At 72.3% G+C, this 25,992-nt stretch carries 24 protein-coding genes and 1 pseudogene; 11 read left to right on the forward strand and 14 right to left on the reverse strand.

From position 1 onward, the window contains the following. Positions 1-101 precede the first annotated feature (101 nt). Entirely contained in the window at positions 102-548 is a 447-nt protein-coding gene (locus tag DMB66_RS43850) for a hypothetical protein (RefSeq protein ID WP_125810037.1), read from the forward strand. A 90-nt stretch (positions 549-638) separates the two neighbouring features. Here the strand turns inward: DMB66_RS43850 and DMB66_RS43855 are convergent, their stop codons facing one another. The 8 genes and pseudogenes from DMB66_RS43855 to DMB66_RS43885 form a co-directional block, all read right to left on the reverse strand. Next, positions 639-2,705, reverse strand: a complete 2,067-nt coding sequence (locus DMB66_RS43855; RefSeq protein WP_125810038.1) for a sorbosone dehydrogenase family protein — start codon at positions 2,703-2,705, stop codon at positions 639-641. Positions 2,706-2,710: 5 nt separating this feature from the next. Beyond that, complete coding sequence (locus tag DMB66_RS43860; protein WP_233625272.1) at positions 2,711-3,586, reverse strand: LamG domain-containing protein; 876 nt, start codon at positions 3,584-3,586, stop codon at positions 2,711-2,713. Between the two features lie 128 nt (positions 3,587-3,714). Further along, positions 3,715-4,464: an ABC transporter ATP-binding protein gene (locus DMB66_RS43865; protein WP_125810040.1), complete on the reverse strand. Its 750-nt coding sequence runs from the start codon at positions 4,462-4,464 to the stop codon at positions 3,715-3,717. After that, positions 4,454-4,909, reverse strand: a complete 456-nt coding sequence (locus tag DMB66_RS64565; RefSeq protein WP_233625273.1) for an ATP-binding cassette domain-containing protein — start codon at positions 4,907-4,909, stop codon at positions 4,454-4,456. The genes DMB66_RS43865 and DMB66_RS64565 overlap by 11 nt, the downstream gene beginning before the upstream one ends. A 64-nt stretch (positions 4,910-4,973) precedes the next feature. Further along, a pseudogene (locus tag DMB66_RS66220) lies at positions 4,974-5,183 on the reverse strand (ATP-binding cassette domain-containing protein); the annotation flags it as partial. Further along, the gene (locus tag DMB66_RS43875) at positions 5,180-6,217 is read right to left on the reverse strand and encodes a branched-chain amino acid ABC transporter permease (RefSeq protein WP_233625274.1); all 1,038 of its coding nucleotides are present in this window, start codon (positions 6,215-6,217) and stop codon (positions 5,180-5,182) included. The gene DMB66_RS43875 and the pseudogene DMB66_RS66220, both read right to left, overlap by 4 nt. Continuing rightward, the gene (locus tag DMB66_RS43880) at positions 6,201-7,088 is read right to left on the reverse strand and encodes a branched-chain amino acid ABC transporter permease (protein ID WP_125810041.1); all 888 of its coding nucleotides are present in this window, start codon (positions 7,086-7,088) and stop codon (positions 6,201-6,203) included. Before DMB66_RS43880 ends, DMB66_RS43875 begins: the two co-directional genes overlap by 17 nt. Before the next feature lie 7 nt (positions 7,089-7,095). Then, positions 7,096-8,316, reverse strand: a complete 1,221-nt coding sequence (locus DMB66_RS43885; protein WP_125810042.1) for an amino acid ABC transporter substrate-binding protein — start codon at positions 8,314-8,316, stop codon at positions 7,096-7,098. Positions 8,317-8,448: 132 nt separating this feature from the next. Here DMB66_RS43885 and DMB66_RS43890 point away from each other — a divergent pair, with 132 nt between their 5' ends. After that, on the forward strand, positions 8,449-9,483 hold the full coding sequence (locus tag DMB66_RS43890; RefSeq protein ID WP_125810043.1) for a LacI family DNA-binding transcriptional regulator: 1,035 nt from the start codon (positions 8,449-8,451) through the stop codon (positions 9,481-9,483). A gap of 36 nt (positions 9,484-9,519) precedes the next feature. Here DMB66_RS43890 and DMB66_RS43895 read toward each other — a convergent pair whose 3' ends face one another. Genes DMB66_RS43895 through DMB66_RS43905 form a run of 3 tightly spaced genes read right to left on the reverse strand, consistent with a single transcriptional unit; the run spans position 9,520 to position 12,625 of the window. After that, positions 9,520-10,323, reverse strand: a complete 804-nt coding sequence (locus DMB66_RS43895; protein ID WP_125810044.1) for a sugar phosphate isomerase/epimerase — start codon at positions 10,321-10,323, stop codon at positions 9,520-9,522. Continuing rightward, the gene (locus DMB66_RS43900) at positions 10,320-11,474 is read right to left on the reverse strand and encodes a dihydrodipicolinate synthase family protein (protein ID WP_125810045.1); all 1,155 of its coding nucleotides are present in this window, start codon (positions 11,472-11,474) and stop codon (positions 10,320-10,322) included. The genes DMB66_RS43895 and DMB66_RS43900 overlap by 4 nt, the downstream gene beginning before the upstream one ends. Beyond that, the gene (locus tag DMB66_RS43905; protein WP_125810046.1) at positions 11,471-12,625 is read right to left on the reverse strand and encodes a Gfo/Idh/MocA family protein; all 1,155 of its coding nucleotides are present in this window, start codon (positions 12,623-12,625) and stop codon (positions 11,471-11,473) included. Before DMB66_RS43905 ends, DMB66_RS43900 begins: the two co-directional genes overlap by 4 nt. A 100-nt stretch (positions 12,626-12,725) precedes the next feature. On the opposite strand from DMB66_RS43905, the gene DMB66_RS43910 reads away from it, so the two are divergent. Then, on the forward strand, positions 12,726-13,754 hold the full coding sequence (locus DMB66_RS43910) for a LacI family DNA-binding transcriptional regulator (RefSeq protein WP_125810047.1): 1,029 nt from the start codon (positions 12,726-12,728) through the stop codon (positions 13,752-13,754). Here the strand turns inward: DMB66_RS43910 and DMB66_RS43915 are convergent. After that, the gene (locus tag DMB66_RS43915) at positions 13,751-13,984 is read right to left on the reverse strand and encodes a zinc-ribbon domain-containing protein (protein ID WP_125810048.1); all 234 of its coding nucleotides are present in this window, start codon (positions 13,982-13,984) and stop codon (positions 13,751-13,753) included. The two genes, DMB66_RS43910 and DMB66_RS43915, sit on opposite strands and share 4 nt — an antisense overlap. A 27-nt stretch (positions 13,985-14,011) precedes the next feature. On the opposite strand from DMB66_RS43915, the gene DMB66_RS61780 reads away from it, so the two are divergent. The 5 genes from DMB66_RS61780 to DMB66_RS43935 all read left to right on the forward strand — a co-directional run bounded on the left by DMB66_RS61780 (position 14,012) and on the right by DMB66_RS43935 (position 20,475). Further along, the gene (locus DMB66_RS61780; RefSeq protein ID WP_158647564.1) at positions 14,012-14,173 is read left to right on the forward strand and encodes a hypothetical protein; all 162 of its coding nucleotides are present in this window, start codon (positions 14,012-14,014) and stop codon (positions 14,171-14,173) included. 2 nt (positions 14,174-14,175) lie between these two features. Further along, the gene (locus DMB66_RS43920) at positions 14,176-15,144 is read left to right on the forward strand and encodes a hypothetical protein (protein WP_125810070.1); all 969 of its coding nucleotides are present in this window, start codon (positions 14,176-14,178) and stop codon (positions 15,142-15,144) included. A 63-nt stretch (positions 15,145-15,207) separates the two neighbouring features. Next, the gene (locus DMB66_RS43925) at positions 15,208-16,464 is read left to right on the forward strand and encodes a trans-acting enoyl reductase family protein (protein ID WP_125810049.1); all 1,257 of its coding nucleotides are present in this window, start codon (positions 15,208-15,210) and stop codon (positions 16,462-16,464) included. A gap of 92 nt (positions 16,465-16,556) precedes the next feature. Then, positions 16,557-18,665, forward strand: coding sequence for a M1 family metallopeptidase (locus DMB66_RS43930; protein ID WP_199752973.1), 2,109 nt, complete (start codon positions 16,557-16,559; stop codon positions 18,663-18,665). Between the two features lie 184 nt (positions 18,666-18,849). After that, on the forward strand, positions 18,850-20,475 hold the full coding sequence (locus tag DMB66_RS43935) for a methyl-accepting chemotaxis protein (protein WP_125810050.1): 1,626 nt from the start codon (positions 18,850-18,852) through the stop codon (positions 20,473-20,475). Between the two features lie 23 nt (positions 20,476-20,498). Here the strand turns inward: DMB66_RS43935 and DMB66_RS43940 are convergent, their stop codons facing one another. Continuing rightward, entirely contained in the window at positions 20,499-20,828 is a 330-nt protein-coding gene (locus DMB66_RS43940) for a hypothetical protein (protein WP_125810051.1), read from the reverse strand. Positions 20,829-20,958: 130 nt separating this feature from the next. Here DMB66_RS43940 and DMB66_RS43945 point away from each other — a divergent pair, with 130 nt between their 5' ends. The 3 genes from DMB66_RS43945 to DMB66_RS43955 all read left to right on the forward strand — a co-directional run bounded on the left by DMB66_RS43945 (position 20,959) and on the right by DMB66_RS43955 (position 24,771). After that, the gene (locus DMB66_RS43945) at positions 20,959-21,147 is read left to right on the forward strand and encodes a hypothetical protein (protein WP_125810052.1); all 189 of its coding nucleotides are present in this window, start codon (positions 20,959-20,961) and stop codon (positions 21,145-21,147) included. Positions 21,148-21,649: 502 nt separating this feature from the next. Continuing rightward, positions 21,650-23,680, forward strand: a complete 2,031-nt coding sequence (locus DMB66_RS43950; protein ID WP_158647565.1) for a serine/threonine-protein kinase — start codon at positions 21,650-21,652, stop codon at positions 23,678-23,680. A 17-nt stretch (positions 23,681-23,697) separates the two neighbouring features. Continuing rightward, on the forward strand, positions 23,698-24,771 hold the full coding sequence (locus DMB66_RS43955; RefSeq protein ID WP_125810054.1) for a DUF6461 domain-containing protein: 1,074 nt from the start codon (positions 23,698-23,700) through the stop codon (positions 24,769-24,771). Here DMB66_RS43955 and DMB66_RS43960 read toward each other — a convergent pair. Continuing rightward, entirely contained in the window at positions 24,751-25,941 is a 1,191-nt protein-coding gene (locus tag DMB66_RS43960; protein ID WP_125810055.1) for a serine hydrolase, read from the reverse strand. The genes DMB66_RS43955 and DMB66_RS43960 overlap by 21 nt on opposite strands. Between the last annotated feature and the right edge of the window lie 51 nt (positions 25,942-25,992).

A 25,992-nucleotide genomic window follows, 5' to 3' on the forward strand; every position in this document is an offset into this window, starting at 1 on the left:
GGGGCAGAATGTGCCACGTATCGATCTCCACGTGCAAGACTTGCCGTCCCCACCGCGACGTGCTAACTGTCCACTGTGATCGGAGCGACGTGTTACGCCGGTTGACGGGCCTGCTGCTGGTGTCGGCGCTGGTTTCGGCGCTGGCCGCCGGTTGCGGCGAGTCGGCCGGCGAGCAGGTCGACGTCGCGCTCGTGGCCGGTCAGCTACGCGTCTCGTTCACGACGCGGTGCGAGGTCAGCTATCTGCGAATGAACGCGGTCGACCCGGCCACCGGCCTGGCCGCGCCCGATCCGTGGTGGGAGATCCGGGCCGACCGCGGCGCCCGGGTTCTCGACGCGGTGACGACCGGCGCACCACCCGACGGCTTCACGGAGGTCACCGACCGTACGTCGGAGCCTCCGCCGGAGCGGCTGGACCTCATGGTCAAGGAAGCGCTGATCTTCGTGGGACGGATCGACACCGGCGCGCTCGCGGACGGCGGGCAGCACCGCGTCGAGCTGCGCGAGGCCATGTCCGAGCTGCGCCCGGCCGCGGCACACCGCTGCTGACCGGTCATCACCCGGCCGCGGCCCGCGTGAACGCGAGGCCGGGCCACCCCACGGGCCGGGCGGAGGTCTCCCCCGCCCAGCCCGCGGTGGTCAGGACGCCGCGGTGCCGGTGACCGACAGACCTCGCAGGCGGCCGATGTTGTCGAAGGAGCCGAAGCCCACCCGCCCCGACCCGAATGTGGTGTCCCGGGCCGTCATCAGCGGATCCCGGGAGCCGTCCAGGTAGACCGCGATCGACCCGGTAGCCGGCAGGTGCCGGACCACCACGCCGTGCCACTCCCGATCGACCACCGCCGGGTTGGCGCCCCGGGAACGGCCGTTCCACTGGTAGTCGATCCGCTCGCGGTCGGCGTTGTTGACCTTGAAGATGCCGTTGTGCGGGTAGATCGTGTTGTCCGTCGAGAGGTGGGCGTAGTAGAACTCCGTGTCCGAGCGATAGCCGAAGACGATGATCACGTCGCGGTTGATGATCTCGACCGGTTCGTCCAGCCGGACCTTCGCCCTGATCTCGACCGCGGACAGGGCCGGGCCCGCGGTCAGGATCGCGTACTCGAACGGGCGCCGCGGGCCGGGTCGTTGCGCGCCCGCCTCGGCCAGGATCACCTCGCGGCCGGTGAACAGCCACTTCGCCGGGGTTACCGGCGCCCAGTTCGCCGGCGTCATCGTGCCGCGGACCCGCGTGTGGCCCACCGGCCCCGCCGCGTAGGTGCGGGTGCCGGTCACCTTCCAGATCTTGCCGTTCGCCTTCGCCAGCAGGTAGAGCTCGCCCCGGGAGTCGGTGCCGAACCGCAGGTCCACCCGGTTCGGGTCGCCGGGCGCGCCCGGCGCCGACAGGTCACGCATCCGGACCGGGACGCCGGCCGCGTCGAACAGGTTGAGCCGGTGGACGGTGGCCGCGGTGCGGCCCCGGCGCATCTCACTCGCCTCGGTGTAGAGGACCGACCCGTCGACCAGGTCACCGAAGATGTACTTGCCGCGCAGCGCGGGCACCTCCCGGCCGCGGTAGACGAAGCCGCCGGCCACGGCCACGCCGACGTCGGCCGTGCAGTTCCAGTTCGGCGCCGGGTTGTGGTCGTACGCCGCCACCGGGTACGTGTAGCCCGCGTCGTCGGCCGGCAGCGGCAGCAGGCGGTCACACGGGTTGGTGGCCGTCTTGTCGTAGACGTAGTCGCCCTCGCGCTCGCTCCAGCCGAGATTGTCGCCGGCGCGCACCTCGTAGATCGCCTCGACGGCGTGCTCGCCGATGTGACCCAGGTACAGCCTGCCGGTGGCCCGGTCCCAGCTGAACCGGTGCGGGTCGCGCATGCCGTACGCGTAGATCTCGCCCAGCCGGCCCGCCTGCCCCGCGTACGGGTTCGACGCCGGGATGCCGTACCGGCCGTTGGGGGCGTTCGTGCCGCGCGGGTCGATCCGCAGCAGCTTGCCGTGCGGCAGCGCCAGGTTCTGCGGGTCGGTGTTGCCCGCGCCCTGGCCGCCGTCGCCGACGGCCAGGTAGAGCAGGCCGTAGTCGGCGTCGCCGGGCCGGGCGGCCGGGTTGAAGTTGATCTCCTGGATGCCGTGGACCTGGCCGCCGAAGCCGATCCGCAGCAGTTCGCGGCGGGTGCCGGAGAAGGTGTCGGCCGCCGGGTCGGTGGCCTTCCACTCGTTGACCACCCCGTGGAAGACCGGGTTGTTCTGCCGGTAGTCCGGCACCGCGGTGGTGCGGCTGGCCTGCTCGGTGTGGATCGTGTAGAAGGTGCCGTTGCGCCGGAAGTCCGGGTGGAAGGTGACGTAGCCGAAGCCCTGGCCCAGGCCGCGCCCGGAGAAGAACTGCGGCGCGAAGGTCGCGGCCAGGTCCAGGTAGACGTGCGGCACGCCGTTCTTCACCAGATAGAGGCCGCCGTTGAGGTCGGGCACCGCGCGGCGCCCGGAGCCGTCCGGCACCTCCATGATCGTGTTGATCCGGGCCTTGCGCATGAGCCGGGGGTCGGTCGGCGCCGGGGTCGGCTGGGACTGCGGGAAGCTCGCGTACTCGGTGAGGACCAGGCCGAGCCGCGAGGTCACCGGCTCGGTCGGGATCGGGTCGTAGACCGCGCCGGCGGCGGCGCGGGCCGGAGTAGCGACCAATGTGGACAGTAAGAGCGTGGCGGTGGCGAGGACGGCGGTACGGATACGCATGCGGGTCACCTCGAACCGGTCTGGTAGCGGTACTGCTTCGCGACGTCGCGGGACGACAGGGAGCTGTCGAGGAAGGTCAGGGAGTCCATCCGGCAGTCACAGGGGTTGTTCTCCCGGTTGTTCAGCGGGAAGCTGCCACCGATCTTGATGCCGCGCGGGTCGGTGGCGGTGCTGAGGTGCGGGCCGGGACCGGACAGCAGCCACGGATCATCGGTACGGGTGTAGAACCCCTCCACCGGCTGCCCGTTGCGGTAGAGCGCCATCACACCGGTGTCGAAGTCGAAGGTCGCGGTCAGGTGCACCCACTCGCCGCGGGGCAGCAACGTCCGCCAGTCCGCCGCGGCGGCGAACGTCTGCGAGTTGCCGCCGTCCAGCCGCCGGCCCAGGGCGACCAGCCGCAGCTGACCGTTGACGTCGATCAGTTCGAGCAGGGCCCGGACGGCGTGCCCGTCGGAGTCGCCGGTGAGCACCCCGGCCAGCCCGATGGCGTTGTACCGGTCGGCCGGGGCGGCGGTGTTGGAGTTGAGCGCGGGGGCGTCCATCTGGGCCTTGAACCAGCCCATCACCGTCGTGCCCGCGACGGCGTTGAAGGCGCGCAGCGTGCGCACGCCGCTGGCCGAATAGATGCCGGCCTTCCAGTCGTCGTTGCCGGCCGTACCCGGGTTGACCTGCCGGGTCTGCAGGGACCGGCCGCTGCCCCGGTAGGCGCGGTCCCGGACCCGGGCGCCGGCGCCGCCGTTGACCAGCTCGATCTCGGTGCCGGAGCGGCCCTGATCGGCCTCCAGCGCGGGATCGCCGGGCATCGGATGGTCGAAGTCGTAGAACGCGACCACGTCGGATCGCAGGGACGGATGGATGTCACGCGGACCGGTGCTGCCCAACTGAGTCCCACCCGCGGCGGAAAACCCAGGCGAATTCGCTATTGAAGCAGGTGCCGTGGCGGCGCCGGTCGCGAGGACCGCGGCGACGGCGATGAGCGCACGGCTGGTTCTTCTCATCGGTGCCCCTCTCAGCGTTTCGGTGCGACGGGTGGCTCGGCGGGACGGCCGCCGAGATAGAGCTCGCCGAGTTGCGGGTCGGCCAGCAGGTCCGCGGCCGGCCCGGAGATGTGCACCCGGCCGAGGTCGAGCACGCAGCCGATGTCGGCGGTCCGCAGCGCCCGCCGGGCGTTCTGCTCGACGAGCAGCACGGCGGTGCCCGCGTCGCGCATCCGCGCGACCTGGTCGAAGATGATGCTGGTGGCCTTCGGGTCCAGGCCCATCGACGGCTCGTCGAGCAGCACGACCTTCGGGTCGACCATCAGCGAGCGGCCGAATTCCACCTGCTTCTGCTGGCCGCCGGAGAGCAGGCCGGCCAGCGATCCCCAGCGCTCGGCGACCACCGGGAAGAGGTCCTTGACGAAGGCGGCCCGCTCGGCGACCTTGGCCTTGTCCCGCAGGGTGTAGCCGCCGAGCAGGACGTTCTCCTCGACGGTCATCTCCCGGAAGACGCTGTGCCCCTGCAGCACCAGGGCGACCCCGGCGGCCAGCATCCGCTGCGGGCCGATGCCGGTGACGTCCCGGCCGCCGACCAGCACGCGCCCGGATCGCGGCGGCAGCAGCCCGGCGGCCACCTTGAGCACTGTGGACTTGCCGGCGCCGTTGGGGCCGACCAGGCAGACCACCGACCCGGCGGGCACCGCCACGCTGAAGCCGCGCAGCACCGGGGCGGCCCGGCCGTAGCCGGCCTGCACATCGACGAGTTCGATCTCAGACGCCAAGGTATGCCCCCAACACGCGCTCGTCGGTGCGGATCAGCGACGGCGGGCCCTCGGCGATCGGCCGGCCGCGGTCGAAGACCACGATGTGGTCGCTGATGCTCATCACCAGGTCCATGTTGTGCTCCACGATCACGAAGGTGCGGCCCTCCGCGTTGAGCTCGCGCACCAGGGTGCCGATCCGGTCGAGCAGCGCCGGGTTGACGCCGCCGGCCGGCTCGTCGAGCAGGATCGTGGCGGGCTCGCCCATCAGCACCCCGGCGAGTTCGAGCAGCTTCTGCTGGCCCCAGGACATGGTCCGGGCCTCGACGTCGCCGAGATGCTCGATGCCGAGCCGGGTCAGCCAGCCGCGGGCCCGGTCGACCTCGGCCCGGTGCCGCGCGCCGCGCAGCCCGCCGGCCAGACCACCCGGGCGTACGGCGGCCAGCACGTTGTCCAGCGCCGTCATCCGGGGGGAAGACCCGGCAGAGCTGGAACGTGCGGCCGACGCCGGCCCGGGCGATCGCGTGGGGCGCCTTGCGGGTGATGTCGGCGCCGCGGTAGGTGACCCGGCCGCTGTCGGCCCGGATCATCCCGGTGACGCAGTTGAAGAAGGTCGTCTTGCCCGAGCCGTTGGGCCCGATCAGCGCGTTGACCTCGCCCTCGTGGAAGGACACCGTGGCGCCGTCGAGCGCCACCACTCCCCCGAACGCCTTGCGCAACTCCACTGTCTCAAGACTCATGGCTTGGCCTCCGCCCGTTCCCGCTCGGTCCGCAACTCGGCGGCGGTGACCTCACGGATGGAGCTCTCCGGCTGCTGGCGCAGCCGCCGCCACCGGCCGGTGATCGCGGGCAGCACGCCGTCGGGCATGAACATCACGACCACGCCCAGCAGGATCCCGGTGGCGACCAGGTGCAGCGGCGTGTTGCCGAACTGGCCCTTGAAGTACTCCAGCGCGGTGCCCACGATCAGCGCCCCGGCCAGCGGGCCGAACAGGTTGCGCACCCCGCCGAGCAGCGCCATCAGCACCAGGTAGGAGCCGGTGAGGATGGAGAACTGGAAGACCGGGTCCAGGTCGCCGAACCAGAGCGCGTACAGGCCGCCGGCCAGCGCGGTGAGGGCGGCCGACACCACGAAGACGATCAGCTTGTACGTGAAGGTCGGGGTGCCCAGCGCCTCCGCCTTGTCCTCGTCCTCGCGGATCGCCTTGAGGCCCAGCCCGAAGCGGGACCGGTCGATCACCCACCAGGCCAGCAGCGCGACCGCCAGCAGGCCGGCGAACAGGTAGTAGAAGACCCGGTGGTGCTCCGGGCGCAGCATGCCCGGGAAGGGCCGGGGCACCACCAGCCCGCGCGAGCCGCCGGTCACCGACGCCCAGCTCTGGAAGACCAGCAGCAGGATCAGCACCAGGGCGATGGAGACGATCACGAAGGACGCGCCGCGTACCCGCAGCGCGGCCAGGCCGATCGGCACCGCCAGGGCCGCGACGGCGAGCGCGGCCACCGCCAGGGCCACGAAGCTGGGCAGGCCCGCCCGGGTGACCAGCAGCGCGGTGCCGTAGCCGCCGAGCCCGGCGAGCGCGCCGTGCCCGAGCGAGATGTAGCCGGTGAAGCCGCCGACGAAGTTCCACGAGGTGGACAGCACCGCGTAGTTCAGCACCACGATGCCGGCCGACAGGATGTACGGGTTCGGCGCCAGCGCCGGGAACGAGAGCACCGCTGCCGCGAGCACGAGCAGGCCGGCGACGGGCAGGACGCGCTTAGAAACGCTGGGCAAGACGACCTCCGAAGAATCCCTGCGGCCGGAACGCCAGCGTGGCGAAGAGCGCCAGGTAGAAGATCGTCTGCGCCCAGGTGGTGCCGAGCGGGATCTGCAGCAGGCTCTGGATCAGCCCGAGCAGCACCGCTGCCGCCGCCGCCCCCGGCACGCTGCCGAGGCCGCCGACCACGATGATGGCCATCAGCGGGCCGATCCAGTGCCAGTGCAGCGACGGATAGATGGTGGTGTCCAGCGACAGGGCCGTGCCGCCGATCGCGGCCGTCGCCAGCCCCAGGCCGAAGCCGTAGCCGGCGACCTTGTCGGTGTCGATGCCGACGAGCCGGGCGGCGTCGCGGTGCTGGATCGTGGCCCGCAGCGCCCACCCGAAGGTGGTCTTCTTCATCAGCAGGTACAGCGCCGCGAGGGCCACCACGGCCAGCCCGAAGGCGATCAGCTTGACCACGGCGATGCGCGCGCCGAACAGCCCGAGGCTCGCCGAGCCGTAGCCGAGCTGGACGCGGCGCTGGGTGCCGGTGAACGCGTACCCGAGCAGGCCCTCGATGATCAGCGCGACGGCGAAGGTGAGCAGCACCGACATCATGGTCAGCGTGATCGCCCGCAGCCGGGACAGCAGCGCCCGCTGCAGCAGCACCCCGGCGCCGAAGAACAGCGGCACCGTGACGATCATCGACAGCAGCGGGTCGACGCCGAACCTGCTGTGCGACCACCAGGCCAGGTAGGCCGCGAGGATCAGGAACGCCGAGTGGGCGATCATGACCACCCGCATGATGCCGAAGTAGAGGGTCAGGCCCGCCGCCAGGAGGGCGTAGAGCCCACCCAGCAGCAGTCCCAGGATCACGCTCTGGAGCAGCAGCCCGGCCGACGGCATCGGCGCCTCACCAGGCCGGTTTCGGGTAGACGAAGTCGGCCTCCTTGACCGGCTCCGGCAGCACGATCTTGATCTTGCCGCCGATCCACTGCTGGATCATGTGCGCGCCCTGCGGTTTGCCGGTCTGGTCCCAGCTGAGCGGGCCGACGACGGTCTCCACCTTGTTGGCGTGCACCCAGTCGACCAGCTTCTGCTGGCAGTCGCCCTGCTCGGCGCAGCCGACCGCGGTCACCGCGGCCGCGACGACCTGGCCGGTGGTGTACGCGTTCGCCTGGTCCTCGTCGGGCGCCGCACCGAACTGCGCCGTGTACTTCTCGACGAACTCCTTGTTGCTCTCGTACGGCGCGTCCACGCTGTAGCCGGTCGGCGAGAGCACGCCCTCGGTCTTGTTGCCGATCGCCTTGGCGAACTCGGGGTTGGTCGGCGCCCCGGAGAAGGCCGCGAGCTTGGGCTGGTAGTTCAGCTGCTGCAGGGCGACGATCAGGTTCACGCCGTCCTGGTACTGCGAGCCGCCCACCAGCATGTCCGCCTTCGTCGCGGCGATCTTGGCGGCGACGCCGCTGAAGTCGGTGGTGTTCGGCGGGTAGACCTCGTTGGCGACCGTCTTGATCCCGCCCGCCTCCAGCTTGTCCTTGAGCCCGTACGCCGTGCCCTGCGCGAACGGGTCGTCCATGGCCGCGTAGGCGGCGGTCTTGGGCCGCTTGTCGGCCGGCAGCGCCAGGATGTACTCGGCCAGGAGGTTGTAGTGGTCGTTCGCCACCGCCGGGGCCGCGTAGAACAGGTTCTTGAAGCCCTGGGAGAAGACCTCCTTGGCGGCGCCGGCCGGCTCGACGAAGAGCATGCCGTACTCCTCCGCGACCCGGGCGGCGGGCACCACGAGCCGGGTGGAGAACGGGCCGACCACCAGGTCGGCCTTGTCGCTGCCGATCAACTGCTCGTAGTCCGCGACGACCCGGTCCGCGTTGGACTGGTCGTCCAGGATCTTCAGCTCGATCTGGCGGCCGAGCAGGCCGCCCTTGTCGTTGGTGATCTTGGCCCAGGCCTCGTAGCCCTGCTGCACGCCCTTGCCGGGCTCGGAGAAGTCCCCGGTCAGCGGCAGCGAGATGCCGACCAGGATCGGGTCGTCCGTGCCGGACTCGCCGTCGTCGCCGCTGCACGCGCCGAGGGCGAGGATCGTGGTCACGCCGAGGGCGGTGGCCCATCGGGTACGCCTAAGTGGTGATCGCATCCTCGGAAGCTCCTTTGCCCGGGACGTAAGCGCTTGCGAAAGCGCTTACGTAGCCTAGAGTGTGTGTCAGGTGACTGGCAATAGTTAAGAAACTAAAGCCTTACACTCGGTGATCATCTGGAGAGTGGACGGATGCCCAAGCCCGGCCCGAGGCTGCGCCTCGTCGACGTCGCGGAACGTGCCGGCGTCTCCCTGGCGACCGCCTCCCGGGCGCTCGCCGGGCGCGACGGGGTCAGCGAGGAGGTGGCCGACCGGATCCGGCAGATCTCCCGCGAGCTGGGCTACGTGGCCAACCCGTACGCGCGCACCCTGGCCGGCGGGGTCAGCTCCACTGTGGGCCTGGTCGTGCACCAGGTCGACGACCCGTACTTCTCCGAGATCGCCGGCGGGGTCATCCAGGTCGCCGACGAGCAGAACCTGCTGGTGCAGATCTGCCACTCCGGCCGGGACCCCGACTACGAGCTGCGCCAGATCCGCAACCTCATCGCCCAGCGGGTCGGCATCATCATCGTCGCGGGTTCGGGCTTCGACGACCCGCGCATCGAGGCCGAGGCGAAGGCCGACCTGTCGGCGTTCCAGGGCCTGGGCGGCCGGGTCGCGGTGATCGGCCGGCACTCGCTGGGTGTCGACGCCGTGCTGCCCGACAACGAGGCCGGCGGCCGGGCCCTCGGCGACCACCTGGTCGAGCTGGGGCACCGCCGGATCGCGGTCGCTGCGGGCACCCCGGGCCTGACCACGGTGGCCGACCGGCTCGCCGGGGTGGCGGCCGGGCTGCGCGCGCACGGGCTGTCGCTCGCGGACCTGCCGGTGGTGCACACCGACTTCACCCGCGACGGCGGCCGGGACGCGGCGGACCGGATCATCGACGAGCATCCGGAGACGACGGCGATCGTGGCGCTCAACGACGCGATGGCCATGGGCGTGCTGTCGGCGCTGCGCAGCCGGCGGATCGCGGTGCCGGACCGGATGTCGGTGGTCGGCTTCGACGACGTCTCGGTGGCGGCGGACCTGGCGCCGAGCCTGACCACGGTCCGCCTGCCGATGACCGACATGGGCCGGATGGCGCTGGAACTGGCGCTCAAGCCGCGCGCGGCCCGCGCCCGGCGCCGCTCGACCGGCCACAAGCTGATCGTCCGCGACTCCACCGGCCCGGCCCCGGCCCGCTGACTCACGAGCGGGGCCGGCTCACCCCTCGCCGCTCGCTCAGACGACGTGGGTGCGGTAGAGCTCCAGGGTCTCGTCGAGGACCTCGCGACCCGGGCGGGCCCAGACCTCCTCGGCGAAGACCTCCACCTCGATCGGCCCGGTGTAGCCGGCCGCGTCCACCGCCTCGCGGAAGCGGCGCAGCTCGACACAGCCCGTACCCGGCAGGCCCCGGCCGAGCAGCACCCCGGCCGGCAGCGGCGTGAGCCAGTCGGCCACCTGGAAGCAGGCGATCCGCCGTTCGCGACCGGCCCGGGCGATCTGCTCCCACACCGCGTCGTCCCACCACAGGTGGTACGTGTCGATCACGACGCCGACCGCCTCGGCCGGGTATGGCGCCGCCAGGTCGAGCGCCTGCTTGAGGTTCGACACCACGCACCGGTCCGAGGCGAACATCGGGTGCAGCGGCTCGATCGCGAGTTGCACGCCCGCGTCCAGCGCGTACGGCACCAGCGTCCCGATCGCCGCGCCGACGTGGGCCCGGGCCGCGTCGATGTCCCGGCTGCCGGGCGGCAGGCCGCCGGAGACCAGCACCAGCGCGGGGGCGCCCAGGGTGGCGGCCTCGTCGATCGCCCGCTTGTTCTCCTCCTCCCAGCCGGGTTGCTGGAAGAAGCCGCTGCGGCACAGCGACGTGACGGCCAGCCCCGCGTCGCGGGCCAGCGCCGCCGACTTCTCCACGCCGTACGCCTGGATGTCCTCGCGCCACAGGCCGACGCCGGTCACGCCGGCCTCGACGCAGCCGGCGACGAGCTCGGGCAGCGGCCAGTGCTTGGTGGTCGCCTGGTTGAGGGAGAAGCGTTTCATCGCTGCTCCACCCCCGCCGTCGTCAGCCAGGCCCGGGCCCGGTGGGCGGCGAGATCCGCGTCCGGCAGCAGCCCCGCGGCGTCGGCCAGGCGCAGCAGCTTCGCCAGGTGCCGCGGCGACCGGCCGCTCTGCACGCCGCCGACCATCGTGAAGTGGTCCTGGTGACCGGCCAGCCAGGACAGGAACACGATCCCGGTCTTGTAGTACCAGGTCGGCGTCTCGAACAGGTGCCGGGACAACGTCACGGTCGGCGCGAGGATGCGGTCGTACTCGCCGAAGTCGCTCGCGTCCAGGGCCCGCAGCGCCGCGGCGGCCGGGGCCGCGATCGCGGCGAAGATGCCCAGCAGCGCGTCGGAATAGCCCTGCTCGTCACCGCGGATCAGGATCGGATAGTTGAAGTCGTCGCCGGTGTAGAGCCGGACGCCGGCCGGCAGCCGGCGCCGCATCGCCACCTCGAAGTCCTCGTCCAGCAGCGACAGCTTGATCCCGTCGACCTTGCCGGGGTGCGCCGCGATGAGCTCGGCGACCGTGTCGGCGGCCCGGCCCTGCTCGTCGGCTCCCCAGTAGCCGGCGAGCAGGGGGTCGAAGGCCGGGCCGAGCCAGTGCAGCACCACCGGCGCGTCCGAGTCGTCGATCAGCTGGCCGTAGATGTCCAGGTAGTCCCGGGCCGACCGGGCCGCGGCGGCCAGGTGACGGCTGCACATCAGCACCGGCGCGGCGCCGGCCTCCTGCACGTCGGCGAGCTGTTCGCCGTAGGCCTTGCGGATCTCGTCCAGGGTCGCCGGGCCGGCCGGGAGCTGGTCGGTGGCGACGCCGGCGGCGATCGTGCCGCCCACCGCGGCCGCCTCCCGCGCCGAGCGGCGGATCAGCTCGCGGGCCGCCGGATAGTCCAGGCCCATGCCGCGCTGCGCGGTGTCCATCGCCTCGGCCACGCCGAAGCCGTGCGCCCACAGGTGCCGCCGGAAGGCCAGGGTGGCCTCCCAGTCCACCGCGGGCGGCGCGCCGGGCACGTTCTCCGCGCCCGGGTCCGCCACCACGTGGGCGGCGGCGTAGGCCACCCGGCCGGTGAAGCGGGCGCCGGGCGTGGCCCACTGCGCGCCGGCGCCGGAGAGCGTCAGCGGCCCGTCAGGCAGGTGCAGGGTGCGGGTCACTGCTCGAGCTCCGGCACCTCGACGCGGCGGCCCTCGCGGGCCGACCGCAGGCCGAGCTCGGCCAGTTGCACGCCGCGCGCGCCGGCCCACAGATCCCAGGTGTACGGGGCGTCCTCGGCGACGTGCCGCAGGAACATCTCCCACTGCGCCTTGAAGCCGTTGTCGAACTCCTCGTTGTCCGGCACCTCCTGCCACTGGTCCCGGAAGGAGTGGGTCAGCGGCAGGTCGGGGTTCCAGACCGGCTTGGGGGTGGTGGACCGGTGCTGGATCCGGCAGTTGCGCAGGCCCGCGACGGCGCTGCCCTCGGTGCCGTCGACCTGGAACTCCACCAGCTCGTCGCGGTTGACCCGGACGGCCCAGGAGGAGTTGATCTGCGCGACCACGCCGCCGTCGAGCTCGAAGATGCCGTAGGCGGAGTCGTCGGCGGTGGCCTCGTACGGCTCACCCCGCTCGTCCCAGCGCTGCGGGATGTGGGTGGTGACGTGCGCCGTGACCGCCCGGACCGGGGCGAAGAGCTGTTCCAGCACGTAGTGCCAGTGCGGGAACATGTCCACCACGATGCCGCCGCCGTCCGCGGCCCGGTAGTTCCAGCTCGGGCGCTGCGCGGCCTGCCAGTCGCCCTCGAAGACCCAGTAGCCGAACTCGCCGCGGATCGACAGGATCCGGCCGAAGAAGCCGCCGCTGATCAACCGCTCCAGCTTGCGCAGGCCGGGCAGGAACAGCTTGTCCTGCACCACGCCGTGCTTCACCCCGGCGGCGTCCGCGGCGCGGGCCAGCTCGACCGCGCCGTGCAGCGTGGTGGCCAGCGGCTTCTCGGTGTAGATGTGCTTACCGGCGTCGATCGCGAGGCCGATGGCCTTCTCCCGCTCGCTGGTCACCTGAGCGTCGAAATAGATCCGCATGTCGGGACGGGCCAGGGCCGCGCCGAGATCGGTGGTCCACTCCGTGAGACCATGGCGCGTGGCCACGTCCCGAAGTTTGGCCTCGTTGCGGCCGACGAGCAGCAGCTCCGGCCAGAGCACCGAACCGTCCCGCAGCGGCAGCCCGCCGCTCTCCCGGATGGCCAGCAGGGAGCGGACCAGGTGCTGGCGATAGCCCATCCTTCCGGTGACACCGTTCATGACGATCCCGATCGGGACGCGAGCGGACATGGGCCAACCCCCTAGGTAAGCGCTTTCCTGGAAGGCTACCGGCGCACGGTCGCCACAGGCAAGCGGTTGCCCCCAGCGGCTGATGGGTTAGTCTTCAGCCGTGGCGACTCTGGCGGACGTCGCGCGGCGGGCGGGGGTCTCGACCGCGACCGTGTCCCGCATCATCAACAACAGCCCCAAGCCGGTCGCCGAGGCGCTGCGTGAGCGCGTTCTCGCGGCCGTCGCCGAGCTGCAGTTCGTCCCGAATGCCAACGCGCAACAGCTGGCCAGGGCGGACCGCACCGCCGTGGGCGTGATCGTCCACGACGTCTCGGACCCGTACTTCGCCGAGATCACCCGGGGCCTGCAGCGGGTCGCCACCGACCACGGCCGGCTGGTCATCATCTGCAACAGCTACCGCGACCCGGAACGCGAGCTGGCGTACGTCGACCTGCTGCACGCCCACCAGACCGCGGCGATCGTGCTGGCCGGCTCGGGCTACGTCGACGCGCCGATCACCGCGCGGCTGGACGGCAAGCTGCGGCTCTACCAGAGCACCGGCGGGCGGGTCTCGGTGATCGGCCGGCACGAGCACGCCGGCGACGCCGTGGTGCCGGAGAACGAGCCCGGCGGCTTCCTGGCCGCCGACGCGCTCTACCGGCTCGGGCACACCGCCATCGGGGTCATCGCCGGGCCGCGGCACCTGACCACCACCACCGACCGCCTCGCCGGGCTGCGCCGCGCGGCGAAGGAGCACGGGCAGCGGCTGAGCGCCCGGCAGGTGGTCTACGCCGACTTCGACCGCAACGGCGGCGCCGCGGCGGCCGGGATCCTGCTGGAGCAGAATCCGGGCCTGACCGCCATCGCCGCGCTGAACGACTCCATGGCCGTGGGCGCCCTGGCCTGCCTGCGCGAGCGGGGCATCAGCGTGCCGGGCCAGGTGAGCCTGATCGGCTTCGACGACATGCCGATCTCCGTCGACGTGACGCCGCCGCTGAGCACCGTGCGGTTGCCGCTGGAGGAGATCGGCGTACGCGCGATGTCGCTGGCGCTGCGCGACCGCGACCGTGACCACGACGGCCCGCTGGTGGAGCACGCGGAGGCGCAGTTGGTGCTGCGGGGCACCACCGCCGCCCCGCCACCGCGTTAGACGGCCAGCCGTTCCGCCTCCCGGGCGTCGACGAACCGGGTGTTGGCACAATTCGTGCACTGCGTGAAGTGGCGGGCCGCGCGCACCGGGAACAGCGGGATGAAGAAGAGGCTGAACTTCGTGGTGCGCCTGACCAGCACCTGGGCCGCGGTGACGCCGCAGTAGGCGCAGAGCAGGACGGGAGCCGCGAGCCGGCGGTCCGAGGACTTGAAGCCGAAGATGAGGAACACACCACCGACGGTACCCAGCCCGCGCCCGTGGTGCCGTGGCACGCGACGATCATCGTCGAGCACGCGGTTGTCGTGACGATCTCCCTGATCGCCATCTCCGCGGGGTACGACATCCTGGTCCGGCGGACGAGGATCACCCGGTTCCTGTTCGGCATGCGCGCGGAGCGGGTCCGCGCGGAGAGGACGTGACGATGCGGATCCAGGTCGAGCGGGAGACCGCGCTGTGGTTCGGTCCCGAGTCGCCGGTCCGGGCCGCCTCGGCGATCGCGGCCTTCGGCGACGGCTGGCTGGTCGCCCAGGACGACGCGACGCACGCCGCCTGGCTGCGCCCGGGCGGCGTCACGGCGGTCCGGGTCGTCGAGCCGGTCGAGGGGCACGACACGTTCGGCTCGGCCGAGGGCACCAAGCACCTGAAGCCGGACTTCGAGGCGGCTGTCGCCGTGGTCGCCGGCGGCCATGACGGCGTGTTGCTGCTGGGCTCCGGCTCCACCACCGCGCGGATGCGAGCCTCGCTGGTGACCGGGCCGGATGCCTTCACCACCGCCGACCTGACGCCGGTCTACCGGCGGGTCGCCGAGGCGCTCGGCCTTCCGCTGGAGCGGCTCAACCTGGAGGGCGCCGCCCGGATCGGCGACCGGTTGCGCTGGTTCCAGCGGGGCAACTCGGCCGCCGGGGTGCCGTCCGCGGCGGTCGACGTGCACCTGTCCGCGCTCCTCACGCTCCTCGCTGCCGGGTCGACCGCGCGAGCCGAGCCGGCCGGGCAGCCCGAGCCGGCTACGCGCGCCGAACCAGCCGCGCGGGCCGGACTCGCCGAGGTGGGCAGGCCGCGCCGGTATGACCTCGGCGCGGTCCGCGGCGTGGCGCTGGCGGTCACCGACGCGGTCGCGCTGTCCGACGGCAGGCTGCTGGTCGCCGCCGCCGCGGAGGACACCCCCAACGCCGTCGACGACGGGCCGGTGGTCGGTGCCGCGCTCGCCCTGCTGGACGACGATCGGGTGCTCGCGGTCGCGGCGGTGCCCGACGGCCCGTCCGGGCCGTACAAGATCGAGGGTCTTGCCGTCCGCGGCCCGGTGCCGGGCGGGGTTTCCGTGATCGCGGTCGTGGACGCCGACGACCCGCTCGCCGCCTCCAGCCGGCTCGATCTGCGGGTGAGCTGGTGACGCAGCGGGGTCCCGGCCGCCCTGCCGCGCGGTCCGGGAACCGGTGACGGACAATCATCGACCATGAGTGATCAAGCCGCCCCCCGGGTCCGCGACCTCGACATCGTCGTCTACGGCGCCACCGGCTTCGTCGGCGTGCTGGTGGCCGGATATCTCGCCGGGCACGCGCCCGCCGGCACCCGGATCGCGCTGGCCGGGCGGTCCGCCGAGCGACTGGCGGCGGTCCGGTCCCGGCTCGGCGTGGAGTGGCCGGTGATCGTGGCGGACTCCGACGACGTCCCGGCGATGGAGCGGCTCGCCGCCGCCGCGCACGTCGTGGTCACCACCGTCGGGCCGTACGCCAAATACGGCCATGCCCTGGCGCACGCCTGCGCCGCCGCCGGCACCGACTACGCCGACCTGACCGGCGAGGTGCTCTTCGCCCGGGCCAGCGCGGACGCCAACCACGAGCTGGCCCGGTCGACCGGCGCCCGGATCGTGCACTCCTGCGGCTTCGACTCGATCCCGTCGGACATCGGCGTGCACGTGCTGTGGCAGCAGGCCCAGGCCGACGGCGCGGGCGAGCTGACCGACACCACGCTCGTGGTGACCAGCATGCGGGGCGGGCCCAGCGGCGGCACCATCGACTCGCTGCGCCACCAGATCGACACGGTCAAGCAGGACACTACGCTGCGGCGGCTGGCCGCGAGCCCGTACTCGCTGAGCCCGGCGCGGTCCGAGGAGCCGGACCTGGGCCGGCAGGAGGACATGGTCGTGCTGCGCGGCTCGGAGGTCGACCCGTCGCTGCGCGGCAGCCTGGCCCCGTTCGTGATGGCGACCTACAACACCCGGGTGGTGCGGCGCACCAACGCGCTGCGCGGCTACGCGTACGGCCGGGCCTTCCGGTATCGCGAGGCCCTGAGCGTCGGCACGTCGCCGCTGGCGCCGGTGGTCGCCGCGGTCACCAAGCTCGGCCTCGGCGCGCTGGTCGTGGGCCTGTCGCTGCCGCCGACCCGGTTCGTGCTCGACCGGATCCTGCCCAAGCCCGGCGAGGGCCCGGACCAGCAGGCCCGGGAACGGGGGCACTTCACCATGGACCTGTTCGCCACGACCAGCACCGGCGCGCGCTACACCGCCCGGTTCCGGGCCAAGGGCGATCCCGGCTACGCGGCCACCGCGGTCATGCTCGGCGAGTCCGCGCTGGCGCTGGCGCTGGACCGGGCGGAGCTGCCGGCCTCGGACGGCGGCGTGCTCACCCCGGCGACCGGGATCGGCGACGCCCTGGTCAAGCGGCTCCGCACGGCGGGCCTGGAGATCTCCGTACGGGCCCTGCCCCGGTAGGCACTGTGCGAAATGGGCACCACGGGGTCGCACGGCCGGCCCGGTCGGGGTTACCGTGCCGGGATCGCCCGCATCGCCGCGTGGAGGTCCGGATGCGCAGAGCTGTGCTTGTCCTCGCCGTCGTCCTCACTCTGCTGCCGGCGGCGGCCACGCCGGCCGGCGCCCTGGCCGGCCCGTTCCGGCCGGGCGCCCCGGGCATCGGTGACCCCTACTTCCCGCTGGCCGGCAACGGCGGATACGACGTGCGCCACTACGGCCTGGACATCAGATACACCCCGGCCACCGACGTGCTCGCCGGCACCGCCACGATCACCGCACGCGCGACGCAGCACCTGTCCGCGTTCAACCTCGACTTCGACGGCCTGACCCTGCGGTCGCTGACCGTGGACGGCCGCCCGGCCGGCTGGCAGCGGGCGGACGGCGAGCTCACCGTCACCCCGCGCCGCGGCCTGCGGAAGGGCCGCACCTTCACCGTGGTGGCCCGCTACGACGGCGTGCCCCAGGTCATCGCGGATCCGAACCTCGGCTCGTCCGGGGTGTTCGCCACCGACGACGGCATGGTCATCGTCGGGCAGCCGGAGGTCGCCTCGACCTGGTTCCCGGTCAACGACCACCCGCTCGACAAGGCGTCCTTCACGACCCGGATCACCGCCCCGCAGAGCCTGGAGTCGCTGTCGAACGGGGTGCTGGTCAGCAGCAGCACCCGGCACGGCTGGACCACCACCACCTGGCACGCCCGCGAGCCGATGGCGCCCTACCTGGCCACCGCCACGGTCGGCGAATACCGGGTGAAGAAGTACAAGAAGGCCGGGGTCGCCTACTGGGACGCCCTCGACCCGAAGCTGTTCGCGCCGCCCGCGACGCCGCGCACCGGCTCCCGGCTGGCCCTCACCCAGGCCGGCGAGCCGTCGTACAAGCGGCTCACGCACACCGTCGACGTGCCGGCCGGCGGGGCGAGTCTCAGCTTCCACGTCACCCGCGACACCGAGCCGCAGTGGGACTTCTTCTTCGTCGAGGCGCACACCGCCGGGGCCGACGACTGGACCACCCTGCCGGACGCCAACGGGCACAGCGAGTCGGCGACCGGTGCGCTCTGCGCCTACGGGCCGCAGACGCATCCGTTCCTCGCCCACTATGTGACGCCCGGCGCCGACGACGCCTGCTCGCCGGCGGGCAGCACCGGCAGCTGGTCGGCGGCGAGCGGCCGGAGCGCGGGCTACGAGCAGTGGTCCGTCGACCTGTCCGCGTGGGCGGGCCGGCGGGTCGAGGTCTCGCTGTCCGCGGTGAACGACCGGGTCTTCACCTTCGCGGGCGCCTTCGTCGACGACGTGGTCGTCTCCACCGGCCAGGGCACAACGTCTTTCGAGGACGACGGCGACCCGCTGGACGGCTGGGTGCCCGGTGGTCCCCCGCCCGGCAGCCCGGCCAACCCGAACACCTGGACCGTGGGCACGGTGGACGACTTCCCGCCGAGCACGGGCGACCGGGCCGCGGGGTCGCTGGCCCGCGAGCCGGAGATCATCGACTTCCTGTCCGACAACTTCGGGCCTTACCCGTTCACCGCCGCCGGCGGCATCGTGGACAGCACGGACGCCTTCGGCTTCGCGCTGGAAAACCAGACCAGGCCGGTGTACGCGCAGGCCTTCTTCAGCACCCCGCAGGCCGGCGACGCCGTCGTGGTGCACGAGCTGGCCCACCAGTGGTACGGCGACAGCCTGGCGGTGGCCAGGTGGCAGGACATCTGGCTCAACGAGGGCTTCGCGACCTACGCGGAGTGGCTGTGGAGCGCCCGGGAGAAGCTCGGCACGGAGCAGGAGATCTTCAACCAGTACTACCACGGCTTCGACAACCCGGAGTTCTGGGCGCTGCCGATCGGCGATCCGGGTCCGGACCGCCTGTTCGACTTTCAGGTCTACGTCCGCGGCGCGATGACGTTGCACGCGCTCCGGATGGCCGTGGGCGACCAGGCGTTCTTCACGATCCTGCGGAGCTGGGCGTCGACCCGGCGCGGCGGCACGGTGACCACGCCGGAGTTCATCGACCTCGCCGAGCGGATCTCCGGCAGGTCCCTGGACGCCCTGTTCCAGGCCTGGCTGTTCAGTCCCACCCGCCCGGAGGCGGCGACGCCCGCGGCCACCGCGGTCAGCGGGCTCAAGCTCAGGGTGCCGTCCCCGCTGGTCGACGGCCGGTCGCGCCGCTGAGCCGGTCGCGGGCGCATGGTCCAGCGCGGGCGCTTGGTCCAGCGTTTGGCCAAAATCACCAAGTCCGCCCCCACGCCGAGTCGCGGAGATGATAGTGGAAGGGCGGACGGCTGAGGCCGGCCGTGAGGCATACCCGGTCACAGGCCGGGTCATGCCTGTCCTGCGCCGCGAAGGAAGACCCGGAATGACGACGCTGCCCGCCTCGACCAAGCCCGCCCGCGGACGGCGGTCGTTCGCTGACCTCGGCGTCAACGTCAAGGTGCTCGCGGCCATCTCCATCGCCGCCCTCGTGGCCGTGATCGTCGGGATCAACGGCATCCGGTCGCTCAGCGACGCCAGCGCCAGCGCGCAGCACATTTACCGCGACAACCTGGCCAGCGTCAAGGCGGTGGGCGACATCCAGACGACGGTGACGCAGACCCGCACCGACCTCGCGAACCAGGTCCTGTCACCCGATGCCGCCTCGACCGCCAAGTTCACCCAGGCCGTCGAGACGGACCTGGCCGCCTTCGACGCTGCGATGGCGGCCTACCGCAGCAGCGCGTCGAGCGAGGACCACACCCTCATCGACAAGGTGGAGACGACGTGGGCGGCGTACGTCAAGATCGTCAAAGAGGAGATGCTACCGACCGGGGCGACGCACGACGCGGTCGCCTGGACCAAGCTCCGCGACACCAAGACCCTCCCGCTGCTCAAGGTGATCTACCAGGACGTGGACACCCTGAAGACGGCGGAGACGACCGACGCGGCCGACAGCGCCGCCCATGCCCAGTCGAGCTACGAGTCCAGCCGGCTGACCGCGATCCTCGTGTTGATCGTCGGGGTGCTGCTCGCCATGGGCCTGGGTGCGCTGGTGGCCCGCCGGATCGTCCAGTCACTGACCCAGGTCAAGGTCGTCTGCGAGGCCCTCGCGGCCGGTGACCTGACCAAGACCAGCAACCTCACCTCCGGCGACGAACCGGGCCAGATGGGCCGGGCGCTCGACGCCGCCGTGGGCCGGCTGCGCCAGACGGTGACGACGATCGACGGCTCCGCCGCCTCCCTGGCCAGTGCCTCCGAGCAGATGACCAGCACCGCGACCCAGATCGCCACCTCGGCCGAGGAGACCTCCGCGCAGGCCCAGGCCGTCTCGGCAGCGGCCGAGGAGGTCTCCCGCAGCGTCGACACGGTCTCCGCCGGCAGCGAGGAGATGGGCGCCTCCATCCGGGAGATCTCGCAGAACGCGACCGAGGCGGCCCGGGTCGCCGAGGAAGCGGTCACCGTCACCGCCGCGACCTCGGCCACCATGGGCAAGCTCGGCGAGTCCTCGGCCGAGATCGGCAACGTCATCAAGGTCATCACCTCGATCGCCGAGCAGACCAACCTGCTCGCCCTCAACGCCACCATCGAGGCCGCCCGCGCCGGCGACGCCGGCAAGGGCTTCGCGGTGGTCGCCTCCGAGGTCAAGGACCTCGCTCAGGAGACCGCCCGAGCCACCGAGGACATCTCCCGCCGGGTGCAGGCCATCCAGTCCGACACCAGCGGGGCGGTCGCGGCGATCGAGGGGATCTCCGCGGTGATCGCCCGGATCAGCGACTTCCAGACCACCATCGCCTCCGCGGTGGAGGAGCAGACCGCGACCACCGCGGAGATGAACCGCAGCGTGGCCGAGGCGGCCGGCGGCACCGGCGAGATCGCCCAGAACATCACCGGCGTCGCCGACGCCGCCCGGCTCACCAGCCAGGGTGTCTCCGAGACCCAGCAGGCGACCTCCGAGATCGCCCGGATGTCGAGCGAGCTCAGCGGCCTGGTCGCCACCTTCCGCTTCTGAGCGGCCGGCCGACCCGCCAGGCGTCAATTGCCCGGTTTCTCCCCACCCAGGAAGCCGACGACAAGGCCCAGGATGGTGCCGGCGAGGCCGTACAGCGCCTCCGGCGACGTTTCCAGCTTCAGCGCGTCCGTGATGACTGCCGCCAGGACGATAGCCACGAACACGGCCAGCGCGAGCAGGAACCGTCCGGACTGGAACTTCGTTCCCTGACGGATATCGTCCGTGACGGTGTTCGCGCGCCTGGCCGCTTCAGCGGCTGTGTCCTGCACCTGCCCCGGATCCGTTTCCAGGGCATCGCGAATGGCTTCGCGCACCTTCGGCTGCGCCAACTCAGCCTCGAAGAAGACGCCCATCAGTCCCTCCAGCCCTCATCGAACCGAACGGTGCCGGCGGCGCAAGCCACCGACAGGCGCGGTCCGAGTGCTCCACACCGACGTGGTAAACCGAGTCCAGCACTCGAGGCAGCCGAAGGCAGTCCGGTCCGTGACACTCGACCGAGATCGTGCGCTGGGCAAGCGCTGCCGTCACCGCCCGCCGCGACATCCGTACCCCGCAGCACCACACCGCCTCACCTTCGCCTTCACCTTCGCCATCGCCGCCCAATTCCACGGCTCGTTCTCCGGCGACGAGGCCAACGCCTGCTGCTCGGCCCGCCCAGCCGCGGGCCCCTGAAGGGCAGAAGCGCCTGACCCGGATCAGCGGGGTTTGGGCCCGGCCCGCCAAGTGGTCCTGGGCCGCCGTGCCAGCCCCGAACGGGCACCGACAATTTCGCTTTGCTCTGCTTCTATATAGGAAACACCGGATGGAGATGTGTAGGCTTCTGCCTTTTCGGTTGATACTGGGCGTCGACCGATGGGGTGTTTCCGATGGGGAAGCAGAGCAAAGTAGGTTTATTGGAGCCCCTTCGGGGCGCCATTGGGCGGTGCAAATCGGTCCGAAAGGCATAGAAGCCGTCTGCCTATGAGAGGCACCGGGTGGGGCTCCATCGTTGGGCGGCGAGACCCCGACGGAGACGGGCCGAGACGGCCGAGACGGCCGAGGTCCGTACGGCTCGGGATCGCGTCCGCGGCATCGGCAACCTGGTCGGATGCCGCGCAGCTGGGACCGGCCGGTTGATCGTCCGGAGTGGAATCCGTGGCCGCCGCTGTCGCACGTTCCCGGTAGATTGTCCGGCATGACCGAGGGGATGGCGAGGGTGGTCGCCAGCCGCTATCAGTTGCTGCGGCTGCTCGGACGGGGCGGGATGGGCGCGGTCTGGCACGCGCACGACACCCTGCTGGACCGGGACGTGGCCATCAAGGAGATCTGGCACCCCTCCGCCGGCAGCGGGCCGGTCGACCCCGCGGATCCGTTCATCGCGCGGGCGCTGCGGGAGGCTCGGGCCGCCGCCCGGCTGCGGCACCCCGGCATCGTCACCGTGCACGACGTGGTCACCGACGAGGGCCGGCCGTGGATCGTCATGGAACTGATCAGCGGGCGTTCCCTGGCGCAGGCCATCCAGGAGCACGGCCTGCTGCCCGAGCGGCAGACCGCGGAGATCGGGTTGCAGGTCCTGGAGGCGCTCAGCGCCGCGCATCGCGAGGGCGTCGCCCATCGCGACGTCAAGCCCGCCAACATCCTGCTCGGCACCGACCGGGTGGTGCTCACCGATTTTGGCATCGCCGCGATCGACGACGCCACCGCGCTCACCGCTACCGGGCAGATGGTCGGCTCCCCGGCCTACCTGGCGCCGGAGCGGATCAACGGCCTGCCCGCGACCGCCGCCACCGACCTGTGGGCCGTCGGCGTCACCCTCTACGCGGCGGTGACCGGCCGCTCCCCGTTCCAGCGCGACGACACCCAGGCCACCTTCGCCGCGATTCTGACCAGCCGGCCCACCCCGCCGGCGCACGCCGGCCGGCTCTGGCCGGTCATCAAGGACCTGCTGGTCAAGGATCCGGCCCGCCGGCTCACCACCGAGCGGGCCCGGCAACTCCTGGCCAACGTCGCCTATCCGGCCGGTTCGCCCGGGGCCGGCACACCGGCGCCGGGACAGCGCCGGCCCGCCTGGTGGCCCGGCGGGCCCCGACGGCGACGATCCTCTCCGGACGGCGTGCCGGGCACCCTCCTGGCGCCGCCGCCCACCCTCGCCGCGCCCACCGCTCATCAGGAGCCGCCAGGGAAACGGGGACCCGGTGCGGCTCCCCCGGCACCGAGACGGACCAAACCGGAGCCTGCCATCGCGGAGCCGCATCCACCCGGCGCTGCAACGGGCGAGCCGGCCGGTGCCGCGGCGGGCGAGCCGGCCGTCACCATCGAGCGGGCCGCGGCGGAGACAGCCACGCAAAGCGCAGCGGCAGAAACAGCCACGCAAAGCGCAGCGGCAGAAACAGCCACGCAAAGCGCAGCGGCAGAAACAGCCACGGAGGGCGCCGGGGTGGGGACGGCGAGCACTGTCGCGGCGGAGACGGCCGGCCTGGTGCCTGTCCCGCGAATCCCGTTCGATGCGCTGTGGCTGCCGGGTGCGCAGGCCGTCGGCACCGCGCCGCCGGTCCCGCTTCCCGAGGTGGCGCGCCGGCCCCGGATCCGGACGGTGTGGTTCGCCGCCCTCGCCGTCGGCTCGTTGTTGCTGGCCGGTGGGATCCTACGGGTCACCTGGCCCGAAGCCGGCGACGGCCGCGGCACGGGCCGCGGGGTCGCCGCCGCACCGTCCGGTGGGAGCTCTGCTCCCGCCGGCAGCGGGCCGGTCAAACCGGTGGCCTCGCGCCCGGCCGCCGCGCCGGTCAACCCGTCGCTGGACTCCTGCCTGGTGGGGACGTGGCGGATGACGTCGATACAGGTTGTCAACCATTACGCCGGGGTCGACGCGCGATTCACCGGTTCCGGTGGCGTGCTGACGCGGATCTGGCCGAACGGCAAGGCGATCGACGACTACAGCAAGTCCCTGCCGCTGAAGGCGACCATCAAGGGCGCACGGTACGCCGAGGTGCTCCGCGGCGTCGAGACCTCGCACGTGGAGACGCGGAAGGGACGGCTCTACTCCAGCGAGTTCTCCGGCGGCCGGACGTTCAAGGTGACCCGGAACGGCAAGAAGGTGGACGGCGGGGAGATGATCAGCCCGGCCGAGGACCTGGCCTACATCTGCTCCGAGACCAGGATGACGATCTACGGCAACAAGAACGCCTCCACGCAGAGCTTCCAGCGGATCAGCCACCAGCCGGGATAGGCCTATGCTGCACTGCTGTGGATGACCTTGCGCACGCCCGGGCGCTGTGTGACCAGCTCGGTGGGACCTTCTGCCTCACCTACCTCAAGGGTGTCGGCGCCGCCGAGGCGCTGCGCCGGCTGGGCGGCTGTCCGGACACCTTCCGGGAACGGTCCGCCGCGGAGCTGTCCGAGCAGCGCCGGTCCTTCGACGCCGGCTTCCCGGAGCTCGCCGTGGCGCTGGAGGTCGGCGCCTGGTCGGTGGTGATCGAGCCCGGCGGCTTCCTGGGCGCCGGCCACCCGCTGCTGGAGGCGGCGTCCCGGGGCACCGAGGCGGTCTCGGTGTCCCGCCATGACTCCGCCTCCGCGCACTTCGGGTACGTGGTCGACGGCACCACGATGACCGCCTTCGACCCGGGCTATCCGGCCGCGGAGACCACCTGGGGCGCCGAGCCCGGGATGCTGCGCCACCTGACGGACGCCCTCGGCCTGCGGCCGCAGTCCGACGAGTCCGAGAACACTTGGCAGGACGCCGAGGCCCGGGCGATCGTGCTCGCCCAGCGGCTCACCGGGGCCCGGCTTCCCGCCCAGCCGCTGCTGACCCCGCGGGTGTCGGCCCAGCTGGAACCGTGGTTCGTGGTCCCCGCCGCCGGCGGCGACCTGCTGCGGGCCGACCGGCGCGCCCCGTTCGCCGCGGAGCTGGTCGCCGCCTCGGAGGCCGCCGACCCCGGCCTGCGGCGCGAGGTCGCTGTGGCGGAGGTACGCCGGCAGGCGGCGGTCCTGGGCGTCGCGGACTCCCCCGGCCTCGCGGAGACCCTGGCCGCCGGGACGCCGGTGGCCGTGGACTCGCCGCTCGGCGGGCAGGTGCGCGGCTGGCTCGCGACCGTCCGGCGGGCGAGCCGGGCCGGCGAGGAGCACCGGTTGACCGACGACGAACGCCGGCACGCCGCCGGGCTCGGCTGGTTTCTCGGCGCGCTGCGCGGCGTGCGGGACGCGGACACCCGGGTGGCGCTGCTCGCCGCCCTCAAGCCGTACCGGTCGGGTCTGGCCGGCCTCGCCGACGACCAGGCCCGCGCCGCGGTCCTCGGCGCGCTACGCGACCAGGCTGGCTGACCTGCCGCTCAGCCGGGCGGTGATCGCGCGCAGCGCCGCGATCGTCTCCCGGTCCCGCTCCGGGTCGTCCTCGGTCGGCCAGGCGGCGCACTTGACGATCACCACGTCGGCCGCCGGATCGACGAACAGGTACTGGCCGTGCACACCGAGGCCGGTGAACGCGCCGCCGTCCAGGGTCCACCACTGGTTGGCGTAGCCGTAGTGGTCGTAGCCGCTGGGGCCGAGCGCGCCGATCGCGAGCCCGGGGACGTCGCGGACCTCGGTGCGGCGCACCCAGTCGCTCGGGACGATCTGCCGGCCGTCCAGCATGCCGTCGTGGGCCATCAGCAGCCCGAGGCGGGCCACGTCCCGGGCCGTCGCGTTGAACGAGCCACCGCCGATCGCGGTGCGCGGGCGCGAGCGGGAGAGCCAGTAGTAGGCGTCGCGGTCCGCCCCGATCCGGCTCCACAGCCGGTCGGCGGCGTACCGGGCCAGGGACCGGCCGGTGGCGGCCTCGAGCACCCAGCCGATGAGCTGCGCGTCGAGCGTCGAGTAGTTGAACCGCTCACCCGGCGCCGCGGTGCGGCGGGCGGAGCGCAGCACGTCCGCCACGCTGCCCCGGCCCAGGCAGGCCTCCTCGAAGCGCTTGATGTCCGTGCCGGGCACGTCCCACTGCTCGATGTCACCGACCCCGCTGCTCATCGCGAGCAGGTCGGCGAGGGTCGCGGCCTCGTAGGCCGTGCCGGCGAAGTCGGGCCGGTAGTCGGTGACCCGGTCGGTCACGCTGCCGATCGCCCCCTCGGCCAGCGCGATGCCGACGAGCATCGAGGTCAGCGACTTCGACAGGGAGAAGAGCTGGAACCGGGCGCGCGGGCCGGCGAACCTGCCCGGGTATGCCTCGTGCACCACCCTGCCGCGGTGCAGCACGACGAAGGCCGTGGTGAAGGTCCGGCGGTGCAGATCGTCGAGGCTCAGGTCGCGGCCGTCGAAGGTGTAGGTCAGCTCCAGCGGGCCGGGCCGCCCCGGCAGCGGCCGGTGCACCGCGCCGCGGGCCACCCGCTCGGTGGGCAGCAGCCAGTTCATGTGGGTGAAGGTCCACTCGTTGAACGGGCGCCGCATGATCAGGTCGCCCTGGCGTTCCCACCAGGACGAAGTCGGCTGAACGTGGTTCCGGTCGATCACACTGGTCATAGCAGCCCCCGCTGTCCGATCTACGGTGCGTACGCGACTCGTTACGCCTCG

The organism is Actinoplanes sp. ATCC 53533, from assembly GCF_003947245.1.